We start from the raw sequence: 19,530 nt of genomic DNA, 5'->3' as shown, positions 1-19,530 counted from the left end.
GCCCGCTTACTTTCCCCATTCCCATGAGAATCCTGTTTGCCGGTACCCCGGCTTTTGCGCGCACGGCCCTGGCGCGCTTGCACGCCGCCGGGTTTGAGGTGGTGCTGGTGCTGACGCAACCCGACCGGCCCGCTGGACGCGGCATGAAGCTGCAGGCCTCGCCGGTGAAACAGTTCGCGCTGGAACACGGCTTGTCGGTCGCGCAGCCGCGCAGTCTGCGCCTCGATGGCAAATATCCCGACGACGCGGCGCAGGCACGCGACGCCATCGCTGCGGCACGCGCTGACGCCATGGTGGTGGCCGCCTACGGTCTGATCCTGCCGCAGTGGGTGCTGGATGCCATGGGCACCGCCGGGCCGACCCAAGGTGCACAAGCCCCCGTGGGGGGCAGCGCACCACGCGAAGCGGGAAACGTGGGGGCGAGAAGGCTGGGTTGTTTCAACATCCACGCTTCCCTGCTGCCGCGCTGGCGAGGAGCGGCGCCCATCCACCGCGCCATCGAAGCGGGTGACGCGCAGACCGGCGTGACCATCATGCAGATGGATGCCGGTCTCGATACCGGCGACATGCTGCTCGCCGAGCCGTTGGCCATCCGACCCGACGACACCACCGCCAGCCTGCACGACCGGCTCGCCGATCTCGGTGCGCGTCTCATGGTCGAAGCGCTGGAGCTGGCCGCTTGCGGTGGCCTGCGCCCGGTACCGCAACCTGCCGAGGGTGTGACCTATGCGCACAAGATCGAGAAGGCCGAGGCCATGATCGACTGGCGGCAGCCGGCTGCGGTTATCGCACGCCGCGTGCGCGCTTTTGATCCGTTTCCCGGTGCGCAATCCACGCTGTCAGGCGAGATCGTCAAGCTCTGGTCAGCGCATGCACAGCTCACCACCGAGGCGGGTGTGCCGGGCCAGGTGTTGGCAGTCGCCGCCGACGGCATCCGGGTGCAGACGGGAGAGGGCGTGCTGGTGGTCACCGAGATGCAACGCGCGGGCGGCAAGCGCCTTCCCGCGGCCGATTTCCTGCGCGGCCAGCGCCTGGAAGCAGGTCAGGTGTTTGACCCCTTGGTGACCCGGGAAGCGCACTGATGTTTTTTCTGAAGGAGCTGAGGCAACAGCCAGAATTCTGGGAGGGCGTGCGCGACCAGAGCAACGTCTCCATGGGCATCGCAGCCTGGGGTCTGATGACCGGCGTGGCCATGGTCACGGCCGGGCTGTCGGTGCTGGAAGCGGTGTTGATGACGCTGATCGTCTTCGCCGGCAGCGCGCAACTGGCGGCGGTGCCCATGCTGATCGGTGGCGCGCCGATCTGGGTGATCGTGGCGGCGGCGTTCTGTGTCAACCTGCGCTTCGTGGTGTTCTCGGCCCACCTGCGGCCTTACATGATGCACCTGCCCCGATGGCAGCGCCTGGTCAGCGGCTACGTGATGGTCGACCTGACCTATGTGTTCTTTACCCGGCGCTTTCCGGTACCAGGCACCACGCCGCAGGAACGGCTCAGCCAGCAGGCCTACATGATGGGCAACTGCGCCATCAACTACGTGGCCTGGATGGGCGCCAGCCTGGTGGGCATCGCATTGTCCAACGCCATTCCCACCGCCTGGGGCCTGGGCTTTGCCGGCATTCTGGCGCTGGTGGGGGTGCTCGCCTCGATGGCCACCACGGGTCTGCGCATGGTTTCGGTGGGCGTGGCGGGGACTGCGGCCGTGGCGGCTTGGGCGCTGCCGCTCAAGCTCAACATCGTGGTGGCGATTGCCAGTGCGGTGGCGGTGTGTCTGGTGATCGAAGCGGTGCGAGCGCCGCGCGGCCCGTCGGGAGCCCACGGTGTTTGAGCTGGACCTGCGCACCTTGATCACCATCCTCGCGCTGGGTGTGGTGAGTGTGCTCACGCGCAGCCTGTTTTTCATCTCCAGCCGTCCCTGGACATTGCCGCGCTGGGCCCAGCGTGGCCTGAACTACGCGCCGATCGCCGCGCTCGCGGCCGTGGTCATTCCCGAGATCGTGATGGCGCAAGGCGCGCTGGTCAGCACCTGGCAGGACGCGCGGTTGTTCGCGGTGGTCGCCGGTCTGGCCTGGTTCGCCTGGCAGCGAGGCGTGCTCGGCACCATCGTCGCCGGCATGGCGGTCTACTTGCCGCTGCATGTTTACCTCGGTTGGTAGGCCTGTTCCTCCTCGCTCCGCCGCTGTGCGGGTCGCGCCCGCGCACCACTGTCGCTCAGGTCTTCGCCATCCAGGGCCGTGCCGCCAGCCAGCCGGCCCACGACACGCTGCCGCAGATCAGCAGCGTCCACAGGGTGTGGCTGGGAAAGTGGGCGCCGCGCAGGGTTTGCGTCGCGCCGGCGGTGAGACCAGCGAGCACCAGAAAGGCCAGCCAGCGCAGGCCGGCGGCGGGCTCGCGATGCGCTGTGCGTGGCGGTGCCAGCCAGGGCAGGCACAAGCCTACGAAGGCGAACGCGCTGGACGCGTGGCCACCGGGAAAGCAGCGCCCCGAGCCGCCATCGGCCTGGCCCAGCGTCCAGTGGGACACGTAACGCGCGCCGCCCCCAAAGGCCTGCAAATCCCAGGGACAGCTCGTCAGGCTGTTGTGCTTGACCAGGTTGACGGCGAGCAAGCTGAGCATGACCAATAGGATGACGGTCCAGCGCTCGCGCCGTGGCAGGTCCATGGCGGCCAGACGCTGCTGGTTCCAGCGGACTGGCCATATCGCCCACACGACCATGAGCAACAAGAGACCTGCAAAAAACTGGCGCCAAGCTTCGTGAAACACCTGCACCAGCAACCACTGGTTGCGCAGAGAAAACCCACTGGGTGAACCGATCCACTGCATCAACGGCAGATCCCCCCCGCTGGCATCCCAGGCCAGCGTGACCAGCAGCAACATGATCAGCCAGCGCGTGACCGGGTGGCGCCAGGCAGCGGACGAGGCGTTGGTCGTGTGGAGGGCGGCAGAGGGCATGCGGCGCGAGTGTCCACGTGCTGCGTTAAGCCGCGCTTAACCCCGCGCGGGATAATCCGGTGCAGCGCGTCACGCCGACGCGGTTCAACCCAACACACGACTCCGATGCGCGCCCTGGTGGTGGAAGACGATCCCGGCATTGCCAATGGCCTGGCGGCCACGCTGCGCAAGGCAGGCTATGCCGTGGACGTGTGCAGCGCGCTGTCGCCCGCCTGGGCGGCGCTGAGTGTGGAGCCGTTCGACGTGATGCTGCTTGATCTGGGCCTGCCCGACGGTGACGGCCTGGACCTGCTGGCGCGCGTGCGAGGCGACGGGCGCACTCAAGCGAGCGACCGCTTGCCCCATGCGGACATGCCGGTGCTGATCATGACAGCGCGCGATGGCGTGAGCGACCGCGTCAGCGGACTGGACAGCGGTGCCGACGATTACATCGTCAAACCCTTCGACTCCACTGAGCTGCTGGCTCGCCTGCGGGCCATGCTGCGGCGCGCCGGCGGCCGCAGCAATCCGGTGATCGAGCACGGCGACATCGTGCTTGACCCCGCTGCCCACACGGTGCACCGCGCCGGCGAGCTGGTGGCGCTGGGCGGAAAGGAGTTTGCGCTGCTGCTCACGCTGTTGCAGGCTCGGCCCAATGTGTTGTCCAAGTCGCGCCTGGAGTCGGCGCTTTACGGTTTTGGCGAAGCGCTGGAGAGCAACGCTCTGGAGGTGCACGTGCACCACCTGCGGCGCAAGCTGGGCGAGTCGCTGATCAAGACCGTGCGTGGCGTGGGCTACTTTGTGCCGCCGGCCGAAGGCGTCGCCGATGGCTCGCGCAAGACATGATCACCGCCTCCCCCAACCCTGAGCACCCTCTCGAGCCAGATTCGGTCAAGCGTCCCGCACTCTGGCGTCACCTCTGGCTCTGGACCCTTGGTGCGGTGCTGGCAGTGTGGATCACGCTGGTGGCGGTGGCGGTGTCGACCGGTTTTCGCGAAGCGCGCAAGTTCATCGACGGCCAGCTGGTGGCCACAGCCCAGCTGTGGCTGGCGACCGCTCCTGCAGACGTTGTGACGCCACCGCCTGGGATCATTGGCGTTGACGACGAATACATCCCCGATCTGGCGGTGCTGGCCTGGACCAATGGCGCCCTCGATACCGATACCCACCAGCTGGCTGCTGGCCTGGCGCTGGATCGCCTGAGCCGTCCTGGCCTGACCGATGTGGTCTATACCAACGGCAACGGCCCGAGAGACTGGCGCGCCTATGTGACCGAACAATCCCAGGGCGAGCGGGTGCGGCGCGTGGCGGTGCTGGTGGACAAGCGCGAGCGCAATGCGCTGGGTCTGGACATCGCTGAGCATGTAACCTCGCCCGCCATTTTGCTGCTGCCATTGGTGGGACTGGTGCTGTGGTGGACCATTCGCCGGGGCTTGCGGCCGCTGGAGCGACTTTCGCGCGAAGTCGCCGAACTCGACAGCTCGGCAGGCCAGCGGCTCAACACCGAGCACCGCTACCGCGAGTTTGTGAGCACGGTCTCCGCCATCAACACCCTGGTCAGCAGTCTGCAGGCACAGGCCCAGCGCGAGCGCGAGTTCGCATCCGACATGGCGCACGAGTTGCGCACGCCGCTGGCGGCGATCAGTCTGCAGGCCAGCGCCGCGCAGCACGAGCCCACGCCCGATCGCCTGGCGCAGCTGGAGCATGAATCCTTGCGCGCTGGGCGCATCCTGTCTCAACTGCTCGATCTGGCACGGGCACAACGCAACGAGGGCGGGGCGGGTGAGCTGACCCCAGTGGATATTGCCGAGGTGGCCGGTCAGCTCGTGGCGACTCACGCGCCAATGGGTCACGCCAGCGGGCACGAGCTCTCGCTGCAACTGCCCGAGGTACCGATGGCGGTGCGCGTCTCACCCATGTTGCTGGAGCTGGCCTTGCGCAACCTGATCGCCAACGCCTTGCGCCACACACCCGCTGGCACCCAGGTGGAGGTCGAGGTCTGGCGGCGGGGCAGTGGGTGTGGCGTGTCGGTGAGCGACGACGGCCAGCGCGCGGGCGCACCGGCACTTTCGGTTTCCGCCGCGCAAGGCCAGGCGGGCGGGCTGGGGCTGGGCCTGCGCCTGGTCGAGCGCATGGCCGAGCAGATGGGTGCGCGCCTGGAGCGGTCCACCGGCCAGCCACCCATGACCACCTGCTTCACGCTGCGCTGGCCCGCCTGAGCCGGCGCCACGCGGGCATAAGGTTGGTTTAACACCCGTTACCCACACTGGGCGTGCCAGGTTGTTCTGGCGCCTGTCCGTGTGCCATGACCGCCTTTTTTATGCGGGTGCCCAGAAGCACCCGATTGCCCAGCATGGGCGCCACCGAGCGCCGTCCGGTGCATGCCGTCTGGCTGATTGCACTGTGGCTCGCCGGGCCGGGCAACCTGCCGCTGTGGCAGCGCATCTTCGCGCTGGAGGACACGCTGGTGCGCCGCCTGGTCTTGCTGGCTGGGCTGGGCCTGATCGTGGTGGCGGCCACCGCCGCCCTGCTCTCGCTGCTGGCCTGGCCGCGCATCTTCCGCCCGGCGGCCACGCTGCTGGTGCTGGTGGCTGCGTTCAACACCCACTTCATGTGGCAATACGGCGTGGTGATGGACCCGACCATGCTGGCCAACGTGGCGCACACCGACATACGCGAGGTGCGCGACCTGGTCTCGCTGCACCTGGTGGGCACGGTGTTGCTGGTGGCCGGGCCGCCGCTGTGGTGGCTCTGGCACCGGCCGGTGGTCTCGCGGGCCTGGTGGGCGCAGACGGGGCGAAACCTGATCGGTGTGGTCGTGGGCCTGCTGGTGGTGGTGGGCGCAGGCCTGGCGAGCTATCAGGGGCTGGCTTCGCTGATGCGCAACCACAAAGACGTTCGCTACATGATCAACCCGCTCAACAGCGTCTACGCCGCCACCCGCGTTGCCGCGGACCAGTTGCCGCAGCAGGTGCGAACCCTGCAACCCACCGGTGAAGACGCCAAGCTCGGCGCGAGCTACGCCAACCAGGTCCGGCCGCCCCTGCTGATGCTGGTGGTGGGCGAGACCGCCAGAGCCCAGAACTGGGGACTCAATGCTTATGCCCGCGAGACCACGCCTGCTCTGCGGCGCTGGCAGGAGCAAAACGGTCTCGTCAATTTTCCCCAGGTGCGCTCTTGCGGCACCAACACCCAGGTGTCGTTGCCCTGCATCTTTTCACCGCTCTCCCGAGAAGACGGTGGCGACAGGACGCCAACCCAGGAAAACCTGCTAGACGTGTTGCAGCGCGCTGGCCTCGCCGTGCTCTGGCTGGACAACCAGTCGGGTTGCAAGGGCATCTGTGATCGCGTGTCCCATGCGAGCACTTCCGAGCTGAACCTGCCCGGCCTGTGCGAAGGCGGCGAGTGTTTTGATGAAGCCTTGCTCATCGGGCTGGACGAGCGCATTGCTGCACTCGACCCGGTGCGGCGCGCGCGAGGCGTGGTGCTGGTGCTGCACCAGATGGGCAGTCATGGCCCTGCCTATTCCAAGCGCACGCCGGTCGATCGCAAGCCCTTCCTGCCCGAGTGCACGAGCAACACGCTCTCGGCCTGCGCGCCCGAGCAGCTGGTCAACGCTTACGACAATACCATTGCCTACACCGACCATTTCCTGGATCAGTCGCTGCAATGGCTGCAGCGGCAGTCCACTGAAGGCCGCTTCGATACCGGGATGATCTACGTGTCCGACCACGGCGAGTCACTGGGCGAAAACGGGCTTTACCTGCACGGTGTGCCCTATGCGTTTGCGCCTGAACAGCAAACCCATATGCCCATGGTGGGATGGCTTTCCCCTGCGCTGCAGCAGCGCAGCGGCGTGAGCACCGACTGCCTGCGCCAGCAGGCAGCGGCACCACTGACCCACGACAACGTTTTTCACACCGTGCTCGGGTTGATGGATGTGTCCACGCAGGCACGCGACAATGCGCTCAACGTTGTCGCACCCTGCCATTCATGAATCCGATCGATCAGCAACTCTTTCTCTGGCTTAACCTCAGCGACCAGGCCCCCGCCTGGCTGATGCAGCTGGCCTTGTTCGGCAGCACGGTCTGGCCCAAGGTGATGCTGGTGGGCGTTTTGCTGGCGCTGGTGCTGGGCCCACCCCAGTGGCGCCGCGCGTCGCTTCACGCCTTGCTGGCCATGTTGCTGGTCTGGCTCATCGTGCGCGGTATCTCCAGCGTCTGGCCCATGCCAAGGCCCTTTGTGCTCGGCGTGGGGCAGCAGTGGCTGGCCAAAGAGCCCTCGCCCAGTTTCCCGAGCAGCCACGCGGCCATCGCCTGGGCGGTGGGTGTGGCGGCTTGCTGGTGGGCACCTCACCCGATGGCGCGCACAGCGCTGCTGCTCAGCGCCTTGCTCATCGCCTGGAGCCGGGTGGCGCTGGGCCTGCATTTTCCCTCTGACACGGTCGCTGGCATCGGCTTGGGTGCGCTTTCGGCCTGGGCCACATTGCACCTCACGCGCCTGATCGCCAGCCGCTTGGGGCGTGGTTTTCGGGGCGACCCGCCTGCTGCCCTGCCGCCCACCGCATGAGGCGGTCTGGCCCGCTGCAAGGGCTCAGGCCGAAGCCGGTGCTGCTGGCAGGTTCAGCTGAGCGCGCAGGCCACCCAGCGGGCTCTGGTCCAGTTCGAGTGACCCCCCGTACAGATCTGCCAGCTCGCCCACGATGTGCAGACCCAGGCCTGAGCCTGGCCCCGACTCATCGAGCCGAATCCCGCGAGCCAGCGCTGCGCTGCGCTGCTCCGGCGCGATGCCCGGTCCGTCGTCGTCAAGGGTGATCAGCAGGCGGTCATCCGATTGCTCTGCGCTCACGGCCACTTCGGTGGTGGCCAGGCGGCCCGCGTTGTCCAGCAAGTTGCCCAGCATGTCCTGCAGGTCCTGAGCCTCGCCCGCGAAAAACAGCGCCGCCGCTGCTGGGGCTCGCCAGTGCAGTGCGCGCGCTGCGTGGACCTTGCCCATCACCCGCAGCAGTCCCTGCAGCACCGGTTCAAGCTCGGTTCGCTGGCCGGGCAGGCCCTGCGTGACGGCTGCGCGCGCCCGCGCCAGATGCCAGTCGAGCTGACGCTGCGCCACCGCGACCTGCTCGCTCACCAGGGCGGGCAGCGAGGCGCGCTCGGCCGGGTGATTGGCCGCCTGTGCCATCACCGCCAGCGGCGTCTTGAGCGCATGCGCCAGATTGCCCGCCTGGGTGCGTGCGCGTGCCGTGGTCTCGGCGTTGCGGTCCAGCACCGTGTTGAAGTCGTGGATCATGGGCTGCAACTCGTCGGGGAAGGTGCCTTGCAACCTTGGCTCATGCCCGTCGCGCACCCGGTTGAGCGCGCCCTGCAAGGCTTTGAGCGGGGCCAGTCCCACCGTCACCTGGGCCAGTGCTGCCAGCACCAGCAGCAGCCCCAGCCCGGCCAGCGAAAGCGCCAGCATGCGGTTGAAATCGTCGACGGCCAGCTCGGTGGGCGCCAGGTCGCTGGCCACCACCAGGCGCCAGCCGGTCCCCGGTGTGGTGCTGGTGCGCACGGTGCGCTCCACCATCAGCAGCGGCCTGCCTTGCGGGCCGATGCCCTGGTGCACGTGGCGCTGGCCGTCGTGCAGCGCATCGGCTTGCAACGTCAGGCTGTCGTCCCAAAGCGAGCGCGAGCGCAGCACGGCGTTGCGTGTCTGACCGTCGGGACTGAGCTGGTCGATTTGCCAGTACAGGCCCGAGTAGGGTCGTTCCCAGCGCGGGTCAGAGAGCCGTTGCTCGTCGATCTGGGGCTGGCCTTGCGCGTCCACCTCCAGCCGCGCGGTGAGCTGGTCGAGCTGGTTGGTGAGCGCGGTTTCGAATTGCCGCATCACATGCTCCCGAAACAGCCCCCCGAGCAGAAGACCCGCCAGCACCAGCGCCACGCTCAGCGCCACCACGGTCGCGGCCAGCAGGCGAAATCGCAGCGAGCCGGTGCGGCCCCAGGGTCGGGTGGCGGTGGTGGACGGCAATCGAGAAACCTCCGGAATGCGGCGAATTCAGGCTGGTGAGACGAGGCGGTAGCCCTGGCCGCGCACGGTCTCGATCATGGCCGCTGGGAGCTTCTTGCGCAGCCGCCCGACGAACACCTCGATGGTGTTGGAGTCGCGGTCGAAGTCTTGCGCGTACAGATGCTCGGTGAGCTCGGTACGCGAGACCACCGCGTCGGGCCGGTGCATGAGGTAGGCCAGCAGTTTGTACTCGTGGCTGGTGAGCGCCACCGTGTCGCCGGCCACGGTCACGCGCCCGCTGCGGGTGTCCAGCGCCAGCGCGCCACATTGCAGCAGCGGTGAGGCCAGGCCACTGGCGCGGCGAATCAGCGCGCGCAGTCGCGCCAGCAGCTCTTCCATGTGAAAGGGTTTGCTCAGGTAGTCGTCGGCGCCGGCGTCGATGCCAGCCACCTTCTCGCTCCAGTTGTCGCGCGCGGTCAGGATCAGAACCGGCATCGTGCGCCCGGCGGCGCGCCAGCGCTGCAAAACAGTCAGGCCGTCGAGCTGGGGCAGACCGAGGTCGAGCAGCACCGCATCGAAGGACTCGGTCTCGCCAAGAAACTGGGCATCGCGCCCATTGTCGGCCTCGTCCACCACATAGCTGGCGCCTTCCAGCGCCTGCTTGAGTTGTCGGCGCAGGGTGGGTTCGTCTTCGACCAGCAGCAATCTCATCGGCGTATTCTGCTGCGCAACACCTCGGCGGTGCGGGCGTCGAGCTCCAGTTTCAAAAGCTGGCCATCAGCCTGCAGCAGCCTGATCTCGTAGTACCAGGCGCCATCCTCCCGTTCCAGCTCCACTTCCAGCACCTGGCCCGGGTGGGTGGTCGCCAGCTTGTCGAGCACGGCAGGCAGGGGCATCACCTGCCCTGCCTGCACCGCCTGGCGTGCGCGCTCCTGGTCGCGTTCGCTTGCCTGGGCCAGTGGCGGGGCCAGCAGAGCGGCCAGCGCCGCGACGGCCAGAGCGGCTCTCAGCCTGAGAAAGACAGTGAACATGGTTTGACTCCTGAACAGGCCGTGGGAGGCCTGGTACAGCGCTGATGTTCGGTTCTTCAGCCTGAACGCAGGATGAACGCCGGCTTCAGCTTGCGTACAGGCAGTTTTTTTCATGATCACGGCTCCTCACCTTGCTGGAGTCTGCATGAACCCCATTTCCCCTTCCCGGCTCCCGTTGCTTCAAAGCGCCAGCCGTGTCGTTCCCATCGTGCTGGCCTTGCTGGCTGGTCCCGCCTTCGCGGCCGACACGACAGCCGCCGAGCAACGCGACCGTTGGAGCGTCCAGGCGGGTGCGCCAGACCGCGTTGACGCAGGGCGCAGCTTCTTTACCCGCACCCACGGCGGCGAATGGTCATGTGCATCCTGCCACGGCAACCCACCCATTGCGGCTGGCAAGCACGCCAGCACCGATAAGCGCATCGCGCCCATGGCGCCGGCGTTCAACGCTCAAGCATTCACCGACACCGCCAAGACCGACAAATGGTTCCGCCGCAATTGCAAGGACGTGTTGAGCCGCGAATGCAGCGCCCGCGAAAAGGCCGACGTGCTGGCCTACCTGCTCAGCCTCAAGCCCTGAGTCGTCCTCCCCACCTTGTTTCATCAGGAGTCCTCCATGTCCTCTCGTTCTGCTCATCGCCTGACCTGGTCGCTTGTCGCCGGCACCCTGCTGCTGGCCGGCGCCGCGCGCGCCGACAGCGACCGCCTGCTGCCCATGCAGGTGCCCAAGGCCTACACCCAGGAGTGCGGCGCCTGCCACACCGCCTACCCGCCCGGCCTGCTGCCCGCGCCGTCGTGGCAGCGCATCATGACCGGCCTGGACAAACACTACGGCACGGATGCCTCGCTGGACGCCGCTACGGTGCAGCAGCTCAACACCTGGCTGCAGGCCCATGCTGGTACCTACAAGCGGGTGAATGAAGTGCCGCCAGAAGACCGCATCACCCGCTCGGCCTGGTTTGTGCGTGAGCACCGCAAGATCGACGCGGCGGTCTGGTCTCACGCCAGCGTCAAGAGCGCGGCCAACTGTGCGGCCTGCCACACCCGCGCCGATCAGGGCGACTTTGATGACGACAACCTGCGCATCCCCTCCGGGCTGGACGCGCGTTATCACCGCGCGTTCCGCGACTGAGCCGGAGGAATGCCACCATGTCCACCGCCTCGTTTCCCAATGCCAACGCCGCTTCGCCGCGCGCCACCTTGGCCTCGCGCCGTGTCACCGACGCGCCCACGCGCATGTTCCACTGGCTTTTTGCGCTGAGCTTTCTGGGCGCCTATCTCACGGCCGATGGTGAGCGCTGGCGCCTGCTGCACGTCACCCTGGGCTACACCATGGCTGGCCTGCTGGGGTTTCGCGTGCTGTACGGCCTGCTCGGCCCGCGCCAGGCGGGTCTGGGTCTGCTGTGGCGCAAGCTCACCGGCGCACCGGCCTGGCTGAAGTCGCTCACCTCGGCATCTTCTTGGTCGGGCATCAACTGGCGCCAGGGGCAGAACCTGCTGATGGCGCTGGCGGTATTCACCTTGCTGGTCATGGTGGTGCCTCTTACCCTGAGCGGATACGGCACCTACAACGACTGGGGTGATTTTCTTGGGGGTGACTGGCTGGAAGAGGTGCACGAATTTTTCGGCGAGGCCTTTCTGGTGGTGGTGCTGGCCCACCTGGCGCTGATTGCCGCTCTGAGCCTGCTGCGCCGCAAAAACCAGGCGGCGCCCATGCTCACTGGCCGTGTCGACGGCGCTGGGCCCGACCTGGTCAAGCACAACCATGCCTGGCTTGCGGCGCTGCTGCTGGTCGCCGTGCTGGGGTACTGGGCCTGGGAATGGCAGCAGTCGCCCAATGGCCTGATTTCGGCCCAGTCGCTGAGCAGTCTCACCAGCGGCCAGGGCCGGGATCGGGACCACGACGACGATTAGCCGGCCCACCGACCCTGGGGGCTGTTTAACCCAACATCATCAAGGCGAAAACCATGAACTGCTGCGTTTGCGTGGTGTGCGGATTCTTCTACGACGAGGCCGCTGGGCGTCCGGAGGACGGGATCGCGCCCGGCACCCGCTGGGCCGACGTGCCCGACAGCTGGCGTTGCCCTGAGTGTGGCGTGGGCAAGGCCGACTTCGTGATGTCACTCGTCTGAGCGGCCCGTCGTCGGGTCCGATCTGATGCCAGTTCAGGTTCGGTAAGCTGCGGGTTCCACAGCCAGACGCGGGCGCACATGACACCTACCCCACCGAATGGCTTGACCAGCGACCAGGCGGCCGAGCGACTGCGCCAGGAAGGACCCAACGAACTGGGCGTGAGCCAGCGCCGCACGCTGTGGGTGATGGCCCGGGACGTGGTGCGCGAGCCCATGTTCCTGCTGCTCATGGGGGCCGGCTCGGTGTACCTGGCCACGGGCGATGCGCACGAAGCGCTGATCCTGCTGGGCTTTGTGGCCATCATCATGACCGTCACGGTGCTGCAGGAGCGGCGCACCGACAACACGCTGGAGACGCTGCGCGACCTCTCCAGCCCGCGCGCCCAGGTGCTGCGCGACGGCACAGTGCGGCGGGTCGCCGGCCGAGACGTGGTTCGCGGCGATCTGCTGCTGCTGTCCGAGGGCGACCGTGTGCCCGCCGACGGCGAGCTGGTGGAAACGCACGAGCTGGCCACCGACGAATCTCTGCTCACCGGCGAGTCCGAGGCGGTGTCCAAGGCGCCTGCGGATTCGGTGTTTGCCGGCACCCTGGTGGTGCGCGGGCAGGGCACGGCCCGGGTGGGATCCACCGGTCAGCGGACCGAGCTGGGTCGCATCGGGCAGTCGCTGCAGGCCATCGGCCTGCAGGCCTCGCCCCTGCGCGATGAAGTCGCCCGCCTCACGCGCCGCCTGGTGGTGGTCGGGATCGCGCTGTGCCTCTTGCTCGCTGCACTGCTCGGCCTGCTGCGCGGCGACTGGCTGCAGGCGCTGCTGGGCGGGATCACGCTGGCCATGGGCATCCTGCCGCAGGAGCTGCCGGTGATCATGATCGTGTTCCTGGCGCTGGCTGCGCGCCGGCTGGCGGTGCAGCAGGTGCTCACGCGCCGGCTCAATGCGGTGGAGACGCTGGGACAGACCACGGTGCTGTGCGTCGACAAGACCGGTACCCTGACCGAAAACCGCATGGCAGTGGCCGCGCTGGTCGCCGGTGACCAGGTGCTCGAAACGCACGACCTTCCCGACGCCGGCCTGCCCGAAGCGTTTCACGCGCTGCTCGAGTACGCCGTGCTGGCCAGCGAAATCGACCCGCACGACCCGATGGAAAAGGCGTTTCATCGCCTGGCCGCCCGCCAGCTGCAGGGCACCGAGCACCTGCATCCGCGCTGGGACCTGGCGCGCGAGTATGAACTCTCGCCGGAACTGCTGGCGATGACGCACCTGTGGCGTCCCCAGGGCGAGGTGCACGACGTCGTGGCAGCCAAGGGCGCGCCCGAAGCGGTGGCGGACCTCTGCCATCTGCCGGACGCCGAGCGCACGCGGGTGGCCGAAGAGGCCGCGCGCCTGGCCGATCGCGGCCTGCGGGTGCTGGGTGTTGCCAAGGCCCGCCACCGCAGTGCGAGCCAGTGGCCCGACATCCAGCACGATTTCGACTTCGAGTGGGTGGGCCTGGTGGGTCTGGCCGACCCGCTGCGGGCCGAGGTGCCCGCCGCCATCGCCCAGTGCCGGCGCGCGGGCATCCGCGTGGTCATGATCACGGGCGATCATCCGCGCACCGCGCGAGCCATCGCGGCGCAAGCCGGCATTCAGAGCGATCAGGTGCTGACCGGCGAGGACATGGCCTCCCTGGACGCGGCCAGCTTGTCGGATCAGGTGGCCGCGGTGCATGTGTTTGCCCGCATCAAGCCCCAGCAGAAGCTGGCGCTGGTGGAGGCGCTCAAGGCGCGTGGCGAGATCGTGGCCATGACCGGTGACGGGGTGAACGATGCCCCGGCGCTGAAGGCGGCGCATATCGGCGTGGCCATGGGCCAGCGCGGCACCGACGTGGCGCGCGAGGCCGCTTCGCTGGTGCTGCTGCACGACGACTTTTCGGCCATCGTGCACGCCATCGAGGCCGGGCGCAGAACCTTCGCCAACCTGCGCCAGGCCATGGTCTATACCCTCGCGGTGCATGTGCCCATCGTCTGCCTGGCGCTGTTGCCGGTGCTGTTTGGCCTGCCCCTGGTGCTCGCGCCTTTGCACATTGCGTTCCTGGAACTGGTGATCGACCCCGCTTGCTCGCTGGTGTTTGAGGCCGAGCCGGCGGCGGCCGATCTGATGGACCAGCCGCCGCGCCAGCAGACTGAGCCCTTGCTGGGCGCTTCTCAGGTGTGGCTCAGCCTGGTGCAGGGTGCGTGGGTGTCGCTGGTGGTGATCGGCCTCTACGTGGTCCTGATGGGACACGATGAAGCCGTGGCCTCGGCCGGTGCCCTGGTGTTCGCGGTACTGGTGATCGCCAATGCGGTCCTGATCCTGCCCAGCCGATCGCGCCATCCTGCGTGGCGGCGGCTGTTTTCGGGCCTGACGCCGGTCAGCCTCTGGGTGCTGACCGGCACCTTGCTGGCCCTGGGCGCCGTTGTGCTGGTTCCGCCGCTGGCCCAGGCGTTCGGATTCTCGACCTTGTCTGCGCCGTTCGCGGCCCTGGCGCTGATCTTGGGCTGTGCCTTGCTGCTGCCGTTCCAGTTGAGCAAGCGCTGGTTCGGCTGAGATTGCCGGCCCTGGCGGTCCGGCGAGGCCCATCTGCGCTGGCGCGGGTGTTGGGTCCTGAATCCTGTGGCCCCGTGACGTGCCCGGTTGGGCGGCGAGGCCTCAAATCCGCAACCCGGTGGGTGGGCAACCTGGGCTTCTTGCCCTCTCTTCGCGCACGAGGGGCTGAAGCTGTCTTCTGCACGGTCCGGTTCAGCTGCTGGCAGGAGGTGGCACACCCCGCTTCGACCCAGCAGCAGGAGCCCGATCGATCAACACCCGTTGTTCTGGATCCACCTCACCGTGCAGTCACCCGGCGTGCTGATGGGTTGCCCCGCCTCGGCGCTCAAGGTGGGCAGCGTCCCAAGGACTGATTCGGCTCAAGTCGCGCTCGGGTGGGGCTCCTACAATGGGCGTCAGTTCTAGATCCGAAACCTGGCCGACCCTATGCAATTCATCCGCTTTTCCGACCTCTGTGACCAAGGCAAGGTGGCGCAGCAGCGCGTCTTCATCCGCGCCGATCTCAACGTGCCGCAAGACGAGACCGGCCGCATCACCGAAGACACCCGCATCCGCGCCAGCATCCCCGCCATCCAGATGGCGCTGGACGCCGGAGCCGCCGTCATGGTCACCAGCCACCTGGGTCGCCCCAAGGAGGGCGAATTCAAGCCCGCCGACTCGCTCGCTCCTGTGGCCGCGCGCCTGGGTCAGCTCATGAACCGCTCGGTACGCGTGGTCGCCAACTGGATCGACGGCGAGTTTGTCGTCGCTCCCGGCGAAGTTGTGCTGCTGGAGAATTGCCGGCTGAACAAGGGCGAGAAGAAGAACGATCCCGAGCTCGCCAAGAAACTCGGCGCCCTGTGCGACATCTTCGTGCACGACGCCTTCGGTACCGCCCACCGCGCCGAGGGCACCACTTACGGCATTGCCGAGACCGCCCCGATCGCCTGCGCCGGCCCGCTGCTGGCCGCCGAGATGGACGCGATTGGCAAGGCGCTGGCCAACCCCAAGCGCCCGCTGATTGCCATCGTCGCCGGCTCCAAGGTCAGCACCAAGCTCACCATCCTGCAAAGCCTGGCCAAGAACGTGGACGGCCTCATCGTCGGCGGCGGCATCGCGAATACCTTCATGCTCGCCGCGGGTCTGAAGATCGGCAAGAGCCTGGCCGAGCCCGATCTGGTCAACGAGGCCAAGGCCGTGATCGAAGCCATGAAGGCCCGAGGCGCAGCCGTGCCCATTCCCACCGATGTGGTCACCGCCAAGGAGTTCAGCCCGACCGCCAAGGCGGTGGTGAAGCAAGCCACCGAGGTGGCCGATGACGACCTGATCCTGGACATCGGGCCCGAAACGGCGAAGCTGCTGGCCGAACAACTGCTGAAGGCCGGCACCATCGTCTGGAACGGCCCGGTGGGCGTGTTCGAGTTCGAGGCGTTCGAGAACGGAACCAAGGTGATCGCGCAGGCGATTGCCGAGAGCAGCGCCTTCAGCATCGCCGGCGGTGGTGACACGCTGGCGGCGATTGCCAAGTACGGTATCGAGAAAGACGTGGGCTACATCTCCACCGGTGGTGGTGCGTTTCTTGAAGTGCTGGAAGGCAAGACCCTGCCGGCGTTTGAGGTGCTGGCTCGGCGGGCGGCCAACAGCTAACCAAGCTCGGCCACCATGCACGCTCGAAAGGAGGTGCTGGTAACGGGGGCTGCTTATTCGCAGGGTCTGGGCGAATCACTGCTGCGACAACTGATTGAGCGCAAGATCGAGCTGTTTTGCGTGGTCGGCGTCGATGCCGAAGCCTGGGAAGACGCTCTGGATTGGCTATGCATTGGCAGCGATGGAGAGGCCTCGCACCCCATCACGACGACCGCACACCCTCACGAATCCGTCGAAGAGGTCATCTCTTTTGCAGAGAGTTTCCACTGCCAGAGTGGCCCTGCTGTTGAAGTGATGTACTTCTAGGCAGAACCACTCAGTGCGGCACTTGCAAGCGTGATTTGAGCCTGAAGACTGTGCAAGCTGGTTCACACCTTGCTTCAGACATCATTGGTCGCCCATGGGCGCCGTGGGACAGTCACCCCGCCAGCGCCGGGTAGTCCGTGTACCCCTTTTCACCCCCACCATAAAACGTGGACTTGTCCGGTGCATTGAACGGGCCGCCGGCTTTCAGGCGCGCCACCAGGTCGGGGTTGGCGATGTAGGGCTTGCCGAAGGCCACCAGGTCGGCGTCGGCGCTCAGGGCCTGGTTGGCCAGCGCGAGGTCGTAGCCGTTGTTGACCATCCAGGCGCCCTGGCCGCCGGCAGCGCGGTAGGCCGCTTTGGCGGCGGTGTAGTCGAAGGGACGATCGGGCAGTTCGCGCGGGCCACCCGTGGCGCCCTCGATCACATGCACATAGGCCAGCTTGAGCGGCGCGAGCTCGCGCAACACATACTCAAACAAGGCCTGCGGGTCGTCGTCGATCACGTCGTTGGCGGGCGTGACCGGCGACAGGCGGATGCCCGTGCGGTCGCCACCGATGTCCTCAGCAATGGCGCGTGTCACCTCCAGCAGCAGGCGTGCGCGGTTGGCGATGCTGCCGCCGTAGTCGTCGGTGCGCTGATTGCTGCCGGTCTTGAGGAACTGGTCGATCAGGTAGCCGTTGGCGGCATGAATTTCCACGCCGTCAAAACCCGCAGAGATGGCGTTTTCTGCGGCGTGGCGGTAGTTCTGCACGATGCCGGGAATTTCCTCGGCCTTCAGCGCGCGCGGTTCAGAGGTGTCGACGAAGGTGGGCACGCCATCCTTGATCAGCACGGTCTTGGTGTTGGCGCGGATGGCGGAAGGCGCGACCGGCTTGCCGAAATCCGGCTGCAGGTCGGTGTGCGACACGCGGCCCACATGCCAGAGCTGCACCACGATGCGGCCGCCCACGTCGTGCACGGCTTTCGTCACGCGCTTCCAGCCGTCGAGCTGCTCGGTGCCGTAGAGGCCGGGCACATCGGCATAGCCCTGGGCCTGGTGCGTGATGGCGGTGGCCTCAGTGATCAGCAGGCCGGCGGTGGCGCGCTGGGCATAGTAGGTGGCCATCAGCGGCGTGGGGATGGCGCCGGGCGCGCGGTTGCGCGTGAGCGGTGCCATGACGATGCGGTTGGGCAGGGCAAGGGAGCCCGTTTGAAGCGGGTCGAAGAGTGTGGTCATGAGATCAGGGTGCACAAAGTGTGTAAACACGCAGCTTAGCGAAGTCCGTCACGCGTGACCATGGCCCAGCGCACAGACCTGGCGACCGAAAGCACATCCCCTGCGTGTCAGCAGGCCAGCACACAAAGGCCGACAATGGGCAGCATGAAAACCCTGCACGACATCCGCCTGTCCATGCTCGACCTGGTCGCGGTGCGCGAAGGCGGCACCGTGGCCGACGCGCTTGCCATCGCCCTGCGCACGGCGCAGCACGCAGAGCGCCTGGGATTCCAGCGCTACTGGCTGGCCGAGCACCACAACATGAGTGGCATTGCCAGCTCGGCCACCGCCGTGCTGGTGGGCCACATCGCGGGTGGCACGCAGCGCATCCGCGTCGGCTCTGGCGGCGTGATGCTGCCCAACCACGCGCCGCTGGTGGTGGCCGAGGCCTTCGGCACGCTGGCCGAGCTGTACCCGAATCGCATCGACCTCGGCCTGGGCCGCGCGCCCGGCACCGATCCTTTGACCATGCGCGCCCTGCGCCGCGATCGGCCCGAGACCGAGCAGGATTTCCCGCGCGACGTGGCCGAGCTGCAGCGCCTGTTGGGCGAGTCGCAGCCGGGCGCAAAAGTGGTGGCCATGCCGGGCGCTGGCACGCACGTACCGATCTGGTTGCTCGGTTCCAGCCTTTTTTCGGCCCAGCTCGCCGCCGAGCGCGGCCTGCCCTATGCGTTCGCGTCCCACTTCGCACCGCGCTACCTGCTGCAGGCTTTGCAGATGTACCGGCAGAACTTCCGTCCCTCAGCCGTGCTGGACAAGCCCTATGCCATCGTCGGTGTGCCCTTCATCGGCGCACCCACCGACGATGAGGCGCAGTACCTCGCCAGCAGCACCTACCAGCGCGTGCTGGGCATCCTCACCGGACGGCGCGGGCAACTCCCGGCGCCGGTCGAGGGCTTCATGGACCGGCTCGACCCGCAGGCCCAGGCCGCCATCGCCGATTTCCTTGCCTGCGCCGTCATCGGCGGCCCCGAGACGGTGAGTGCGGGCTTTGCCCAGCTCGCCGAGGTGACGCAAGCCGACGAATTCATGATCGTGAGCGACGTGTTCGACCCGGCGCTGCGCCTGCGCTCGCTGGACATCGCGGCGGCGGCAATGCGCGAACCTGCGCTGGTTTGATCGACCGCACGGCCTAGCTAGCTGACGCGCCTGCATCACGTCCAACCGTTTCAAGTGACCCCATGACCCGTCCCATCCTCGACGAAGCCCAGATCCACCCGGCCATTCGCGCTCGGGTGACTGAGCACCACCGAGACATCGTCCAAGAGGTCATGGCGGCGGTGGCCAAGCACGACGTGGTGGTGGTGGGCATGGGCCAGAACCCGGTGTGCAAGAAGGCGCGCCAGCTCCTCGACACGCAATCGCAGCCGCACCAGTACCTGGAATACGGCAACTACTTCAACACCTGGCGCCGACGTAACGCGCTCAAGATGTGGAGCGGCTGGCCGACCTTCCCCATGGTGTTTGTCAAAGGCACGCTGGTGGGCGGTGCGCACGAGCTGCAAGCCTTGATCGATTCGGGTGAGCTCAAGCAGCTGCTGAGTCGCACTGCCTAAAGTGGATCTGCGTTCAGCCCTAACTGGGCAGCGAGCGCACCTGTTTCTGTGTGGTTCAGTTGGCCGCTGAAGATCCCATGCGCGACTGACGTTGCGGTTGAGAAGCGCCGCGACGCGGCAGTACAGGCTGCTGCTGGCCGGGCATGCCGGGCTGG

The 19,530-nt window shown here is 67.2% G+C and carries 21 protein-coding genes; 16 read left to right on the top strand and 5 right to left on the bottom strand.

Translation table 11 applies throughout. The features are described from left to right. The first annotated feature begins 23 nt into the window (after positions 1-23). Genes fmt through QUV25_RS04890 form a run of 3 tightly spaced genes read left to right on the top strand, consistent with a single transcriptional unit; the run spans position 24 to position 2,153 of the window. Positions 24-1,082: a methionyl-tRNA formyltransferase gene (gene fmt / locus QUV25_RS04900; protein ID WP_300861768.1), complete on the top strand. Its 1,059-nt coding sequence runs from the start codon at positions 24-26 to the stop codon at positions 1,080-1,082. Continuing rightward, positions 1,082-1,825 carry an AzlC family ABC transporter permease gene (locus QUV25_RS04895; protein ID WP_300861765.1) on the top strand — a complete coding sequence of 248 codons (744 nt, stop codon included), beginning with the start codon at positions 1,082-1,084 and terminating at the stop codon, positions 1,823-1,825. Before fmt ends, QUV25_RS04895 begins: the two co-directional genes overlap by 1 nt. Next, positions 1,818-2,153: an AzlD domain-containing protein gene (locus QUV25_RS04890; RefSeq protein WP_300861763.1), complete on the top strand. Its 336-nt coding sequence runs from the start codon at positions 1,818-1,820 to the stop codon at positions 2,151-2,153. Before QUV25_RS04895 ends, QUV25_RS04890 begins: the two co-directional genes overlap by 8 nt. Positions 2,154-2,208: 55 nt before the next feature. On the opposite strand, the gene QUV25_RS04885 is transcribed toward QUV25_RS04890, so the two are convergent. Next, on the bottom strand, positions 2,209-2,949 hold the full coding sequence (locus QUV25_RS04885; RefSeq protein ID WP_300861760.1) for a phosphatase PAP2 family protein: 741 nt from the start codon (positions 2,947-2,949) through the stop codon (positions 2,209-2,211). A 105-nt stretch (positions 2,950-3,054) separates the two neighbouring features. Here QUV25_RS04885 and QUV25_RS04880 point away from each other — a divergent pair, with 105 nt between their 5' ends. The 4 genes from QUV25_RS04880 to QUV25_RS04865 all read left to right on the top strand — a co-directional run bounded on the left by QUV25_RS04880 (position 3,055) and on the right by QUV25_RS04865 (position 7,497). Continuing rightward, a complete protein-coding gene (locus QUV25_RS04880; protein ID WP_300861758.1) occupies positions 3,055-3,774 on the top strand; it encodes a response regulator transcription factor in 720 nt (239 codons plus the stop codon). Beyond that, a complete protein-coding gene (locus tag QUV25_RS04875) occupies positions 3,771-5,147 on the top strand; it encodes an ATP-binding protein (protein ID WP_300861756.1) in 1,377 nt (458 codons plus the stop codon). The genes QUV25_RS04880 and QUV25_RS04875 overlap by 4 nt, the downstream gene beginning before the upstream one ends. Before the next feature lie 86 nt (positions 5,148-5,233). Continuing rightward, complete coding sequence (locus QUV25_RS04870; RefSeq protein WP_300861753.1) at positions 5,234-6,925, top strand: phosphoethanolamine transferase; 1,692 nt, start codon at positions 5,234-5,236, stop codon at positions 6,923-6,925. Beyond that, entirely contained in the window at positions 6,922-7,497 is a 576-nt protein-coding gene (locus QUV25_RS04865; RefSeq protein ID WP_300861751.1) for a phosphatase PAP2 family protein, read from the top strand. The genes QUV25_RS04870 and QUV25_RS04865 overlap by 4 nt, the downstream gene beginning before the upstream one ends. A 24-nt stretch (positions 7,498-7,521) precedes the next feature. On the opposite strand, the gene QUV25_RS04860 is transcribed toward QUV25_RS04865, so the two are convergent. Genes QUV25_RS04860 through QUV25_RS04850 form a run of 3 tightly spaced genes read right to left on the bottom strand, consistent with a single transcriptional unit; the run spans position 7,522 to position 9,941 of the window. Next, on the bottom strand, positions 7,522-8,931 hold the full coding sequence (locus tag QUV25_RS04860) for a sensor histidine kinase (protein WP_300861749.1): 1,410 nt from the start codon (positions 8,929-8,931) through the stop codon (positions 7,522-7,524). A 27-nt stretch (positions 8,932-8,958) separates the two neighbouring features. Further along, positions 8,959-9,621, bottom strand: coding sequence for a response regulator transcription factor (locus QUV25_RS04855; RefSeq protein WP_300861746.1), 663 nt, complete (start codon positions 9,619-9,621; stop codon positions 8,959-8,961). Beyond that, positions 9,618-9,941, bottom strand: coding sequence for a PepSY domain-containing protein (locus tag QUV25_RS04850; RefSeq protein WP_300861744.1), 324 nt, complete (start codon positions 9,939-9,941; stop codon positions 9,618-9,620). The genes QUV25_RS04855 and QUV25_RS04850 overlap by 4 nt, the downstream gene beginning before the upstream one ends. A gap of 145 nt (positions 9,942-10,086) precedes the next feature. On the opposite strand from QUV25_RS04850, the gene QUV25_RS04845 reads away from it, so the two are divergent. From QUV25_RS04845 to QUV25_RS04815, 7 genes are all read left to right on the top strand, one after another. After that, positions 10,087-10,518 (top strand): DUF1924 domain-containing protein, encoded by a 432-nt coding sequence (locus tag QUV25_RS04845; protein WP_300861741.1) that lies wholly within the window; start codon positions 10,087-10,089, stop codon positions 10,516-10,518. 36 nt (positions 10,519-10,554) lie between these two features. Continuing rightward, the gene (locus QUV25_RS04840) at positions 10,555-11,070 is read left to right on the top strand and encodes a diheme cytochrome c (protein ID WP_300861738.1); all 516 of its coding nucleotides are present in this window, start codon (positions 10,555-10,557) and stop codon (positions 11,068-11,070) included. A 17-nt stretch (positions 11,071-11,087) separates the two neighbouring features. Further along, the gene (locus QUV25_RS04835) at positions 11,088-11,852 is read left to right on the top strand and encodes a cytochrome b/b6 domain-containing protein (protein WP_300861735.1); all 765 of its coding nucleotides are present in this window, start codon (positions 11,088-11,090) and stop codon (positions 11,850-11,852) included. Between the two features lie 53 nt (positions 11,853-11,905). After that, complete coding sequence (locus tag QUV25_RS04830) at positions 11,906-12,070, top strand: rubredoxin (protein WP_300861733.1); 165 nt, start codon at positions 11,906-11,908, stop codon at positions 12,068-12,070. A 78-nt stretch (positions 12,071-12,148) separates the two neighbouring features. Then, positions 12,149-14,632 (top strand): cation-translocating P-type ATPase, encoded by a 2,484-nt coding sequence (locus QUV25_RS04825; protein ID WP_300861730.1) that lies wholly within the window; start codon positions 12,149-12,151, stop codon positions 14,630-14,632. 426 nt (positions 14,633-15,058) lie between these two features. Then, complete coding sequence (locus QUV25_RS04820; RefSeq protein WP_300861727.1) at positions 15,059-16,258, top strand: phosphoglycerate kinase; 1,200 nt, start codon at positions 15,059-15,061, stop codon at positions 16,256-16,258. A 15-nt stretch (positions 16,259-16,273) separates the two neighbouring features. Beyond that, positions 16,274-16,564 (top strand): hypothetical protein, encoded by a 291-nt coding sequence (locus QUV25_RS04815; RefSeq protein ID WP_300861724.1) that lies wholly within the window; start codon positions 16,274-16,276, stop codon positions 16,562-16,564. Between the two features lie 112 nt (positions 16,565-16,676). On the opposite strand, the gene QUV25_RS04810 is transcribed toward QUV25_RS04815, so the two are convergent. Then, positions 16,677-17,780: an alkene reductase gene (locus tag QUV25_RS04810; protein ID WP_300861722.1), complete on the bottom strand. Its 1,104-nt coding sequence runs from the start codon at positions 17,778-17,780 to the stop codon at positions 16,677-16,679. A gap of 144 nt (positions 17,781-17,924) precedes the next feature. On the opposite strand from QUV25_RS04810, the gene QUV25_RS04805 reads away from it, so the two are divergent. Both QUV25_RS04805 and QUV25_RS04800 read left to right on the top strand, forming a co-directional pair. Next, positions 17,925-18,938 (top strand): LLM class flavin-dependent oxidoreductase, encoded by a 1,014-nt coding sequence (locus QUV25_RS04805; RefSeq protein WP_300861720.1) that lies wholly within the window; start codon positions 17,925-17,927, stop codon positions 18,936-18,938. A 62-nt stretch (positions 18,939-19,000) separates the two neighbouring features. Next, positions 19,001-19,375, top strand: coding sequence for a glutaredoxin domain-containing protein (locus tag QUV25_RS04800; protein WP_300861717.1), 375 nt, complete (start codon positions 19,001-19,003; stop codon positions 19,373-19,375). Positions 19,376-19,530 lie beyond the last annotated feature (155 nt).

The sequence above is a fragment of the Hydrogenophaga sp. genome (assembly GCF_030373245.1).
Taxonomy (GTDB): domain Bacteria; phylum Pseudomonadota; class Gammaproteobacteria; order Burkholderiales; family Burkholderiaceae_C; genus Hydrogenophaga.
This window is presented reverse-complemented; position numbering and strand designations above follow the sequence as displayed.

Bases quoted from the DNA above. Each gene is read 5' to 3' on its own strand.
- fmt (WP_300861768.1), top strand. From the start codon at position 24: ATGAGAATCCTGTTTGCCGGTACCCCGGCTTTTGCGCGCACGGCCCTG.
- QUV25_RS04895 (WP_300861765.1), top strand. From the start codon at position 1,082: ATGTTTTTTCTGAAGGAGCTGAGGCAACAGCCAGAATTCTGGGAGGGC.
- QUV25_RS04885 (WP_300861760.1), bottom strand. From the start codon at position 2,949: ATGCCCTCTGCCGCCCTCCACACGACCAACGCCTCGTCCGCTGCCTGG.
- QUV25_RS04880 (WP_300861758.1), top strand. From the start codon at position 3,055: ATGCGCGCCCTGGTGGTGGAAGACGATCCCGGCATTGCCAATGGCCTG.
- QUV25_RS04875 (WP_300861756.1), top strand. From the start codon at position 3,771: ATGATCACCGCCTCCCCCAACCCTGAGCACCCTCTCGAGCCAGATTCG.
- QUV25_RS04870 (WP_300861753.1), top strand. From the start codon at position 5,234: ATGACCGCCTTTTTTATGCGGGTGCCCAGAAGCACCCGATTGCCCAGC.
- QUV25_RS04865 (WP_300861751.1), top strand. From the start codon at position 6,922: ATGAATCCGATCGATCAGCAACTCTTTCTCTGGCTTAACCTCAGCGAC.
- QUV25_RS04855 (WP_300861746.1), bottom strand. From the start codon at position 9,621: ATGAGATTGCTGCTGGTCGAAGACGAACCCACCCTGCGCCGACAACTC.
- QUV25_RS04850 (WP_300861744.1), bottom strand. From the start codon at position 9,941: ATGTTCACTGTCTTTCTCAGGCTGAGAGCCGCTCTGGCCGTCGCGGCG.
- QUV25_RS04845 (WP_300861741.1), top strand. From the start codon at position 10,087: ATGAACCCCATTTCCCCTTCCCGGCTCCCGTTGCTTCAAAGCGCCAGC.
- QUV25_RS04840 (WP_300861738.1), top strand. From the start codon at position 10,555: ATGTCCTCTCGTTCTGCTCATCGCCTGACCTGGTCGCTTGTCGCCGGC.
- QUV25_RS04835 (WP_300861735.1), top strand. From the start codon at position 11,088: ATGTCCACCGCCTCGTTTCCCAATGCCAACGCCGCTTCGCCGCGCGCC.
- QUV25_RS04830 (WP_300861733.1), top strand. From the start codon at position 11,906: ATGAACTGCTGCGTTTGCGTGGTGTGCGGATTCTTCTACGACGAGGCC.
- QUV25_RS04825 (WP_300861730.1), top strand. From the start codon at position 12,149: ATGACACCTACCCCACCGAATGGCTTGACCAGCGACCAGGCGGCCGAG.
- QUV25_RS04820 (WP_300861727.1), top strand. From the start codon at position 15,059: ATGCAATTCATCCGCTTTTCCGACCTCTGTGACCAAGGCAAGGTGGCG.
- QUV25_RS04815 (WP_300861724.1), top strand. From the start codon at position 16,274: ATGCACGCTCGAAAGGAGGTGCTGGTAACGGGGGCTGCTTATTCGCAG.
- QUV25_RS04810 (WP_300861722.1), bottom strand. From the start codon at position 17,780: ATGACCACACTCTTCGACCCGCTTCAAACGGGCTCCCTTGCCCTGCCC.
- QUV25_RS04805 (WP_300861720.1), top strand. From the start codon at position 17,925: ATGAAAACCCTGCACGACATCCGCCTGTCCATGCTCGACCTGGTCGCG.
- QUV25_RS04800 (WP_300861717.1), top strand. From the start codon at position 19,001: ATGACCCGTCCCATCCTCGACGAAGCCCAGATCCACCCGGCCATTCGC.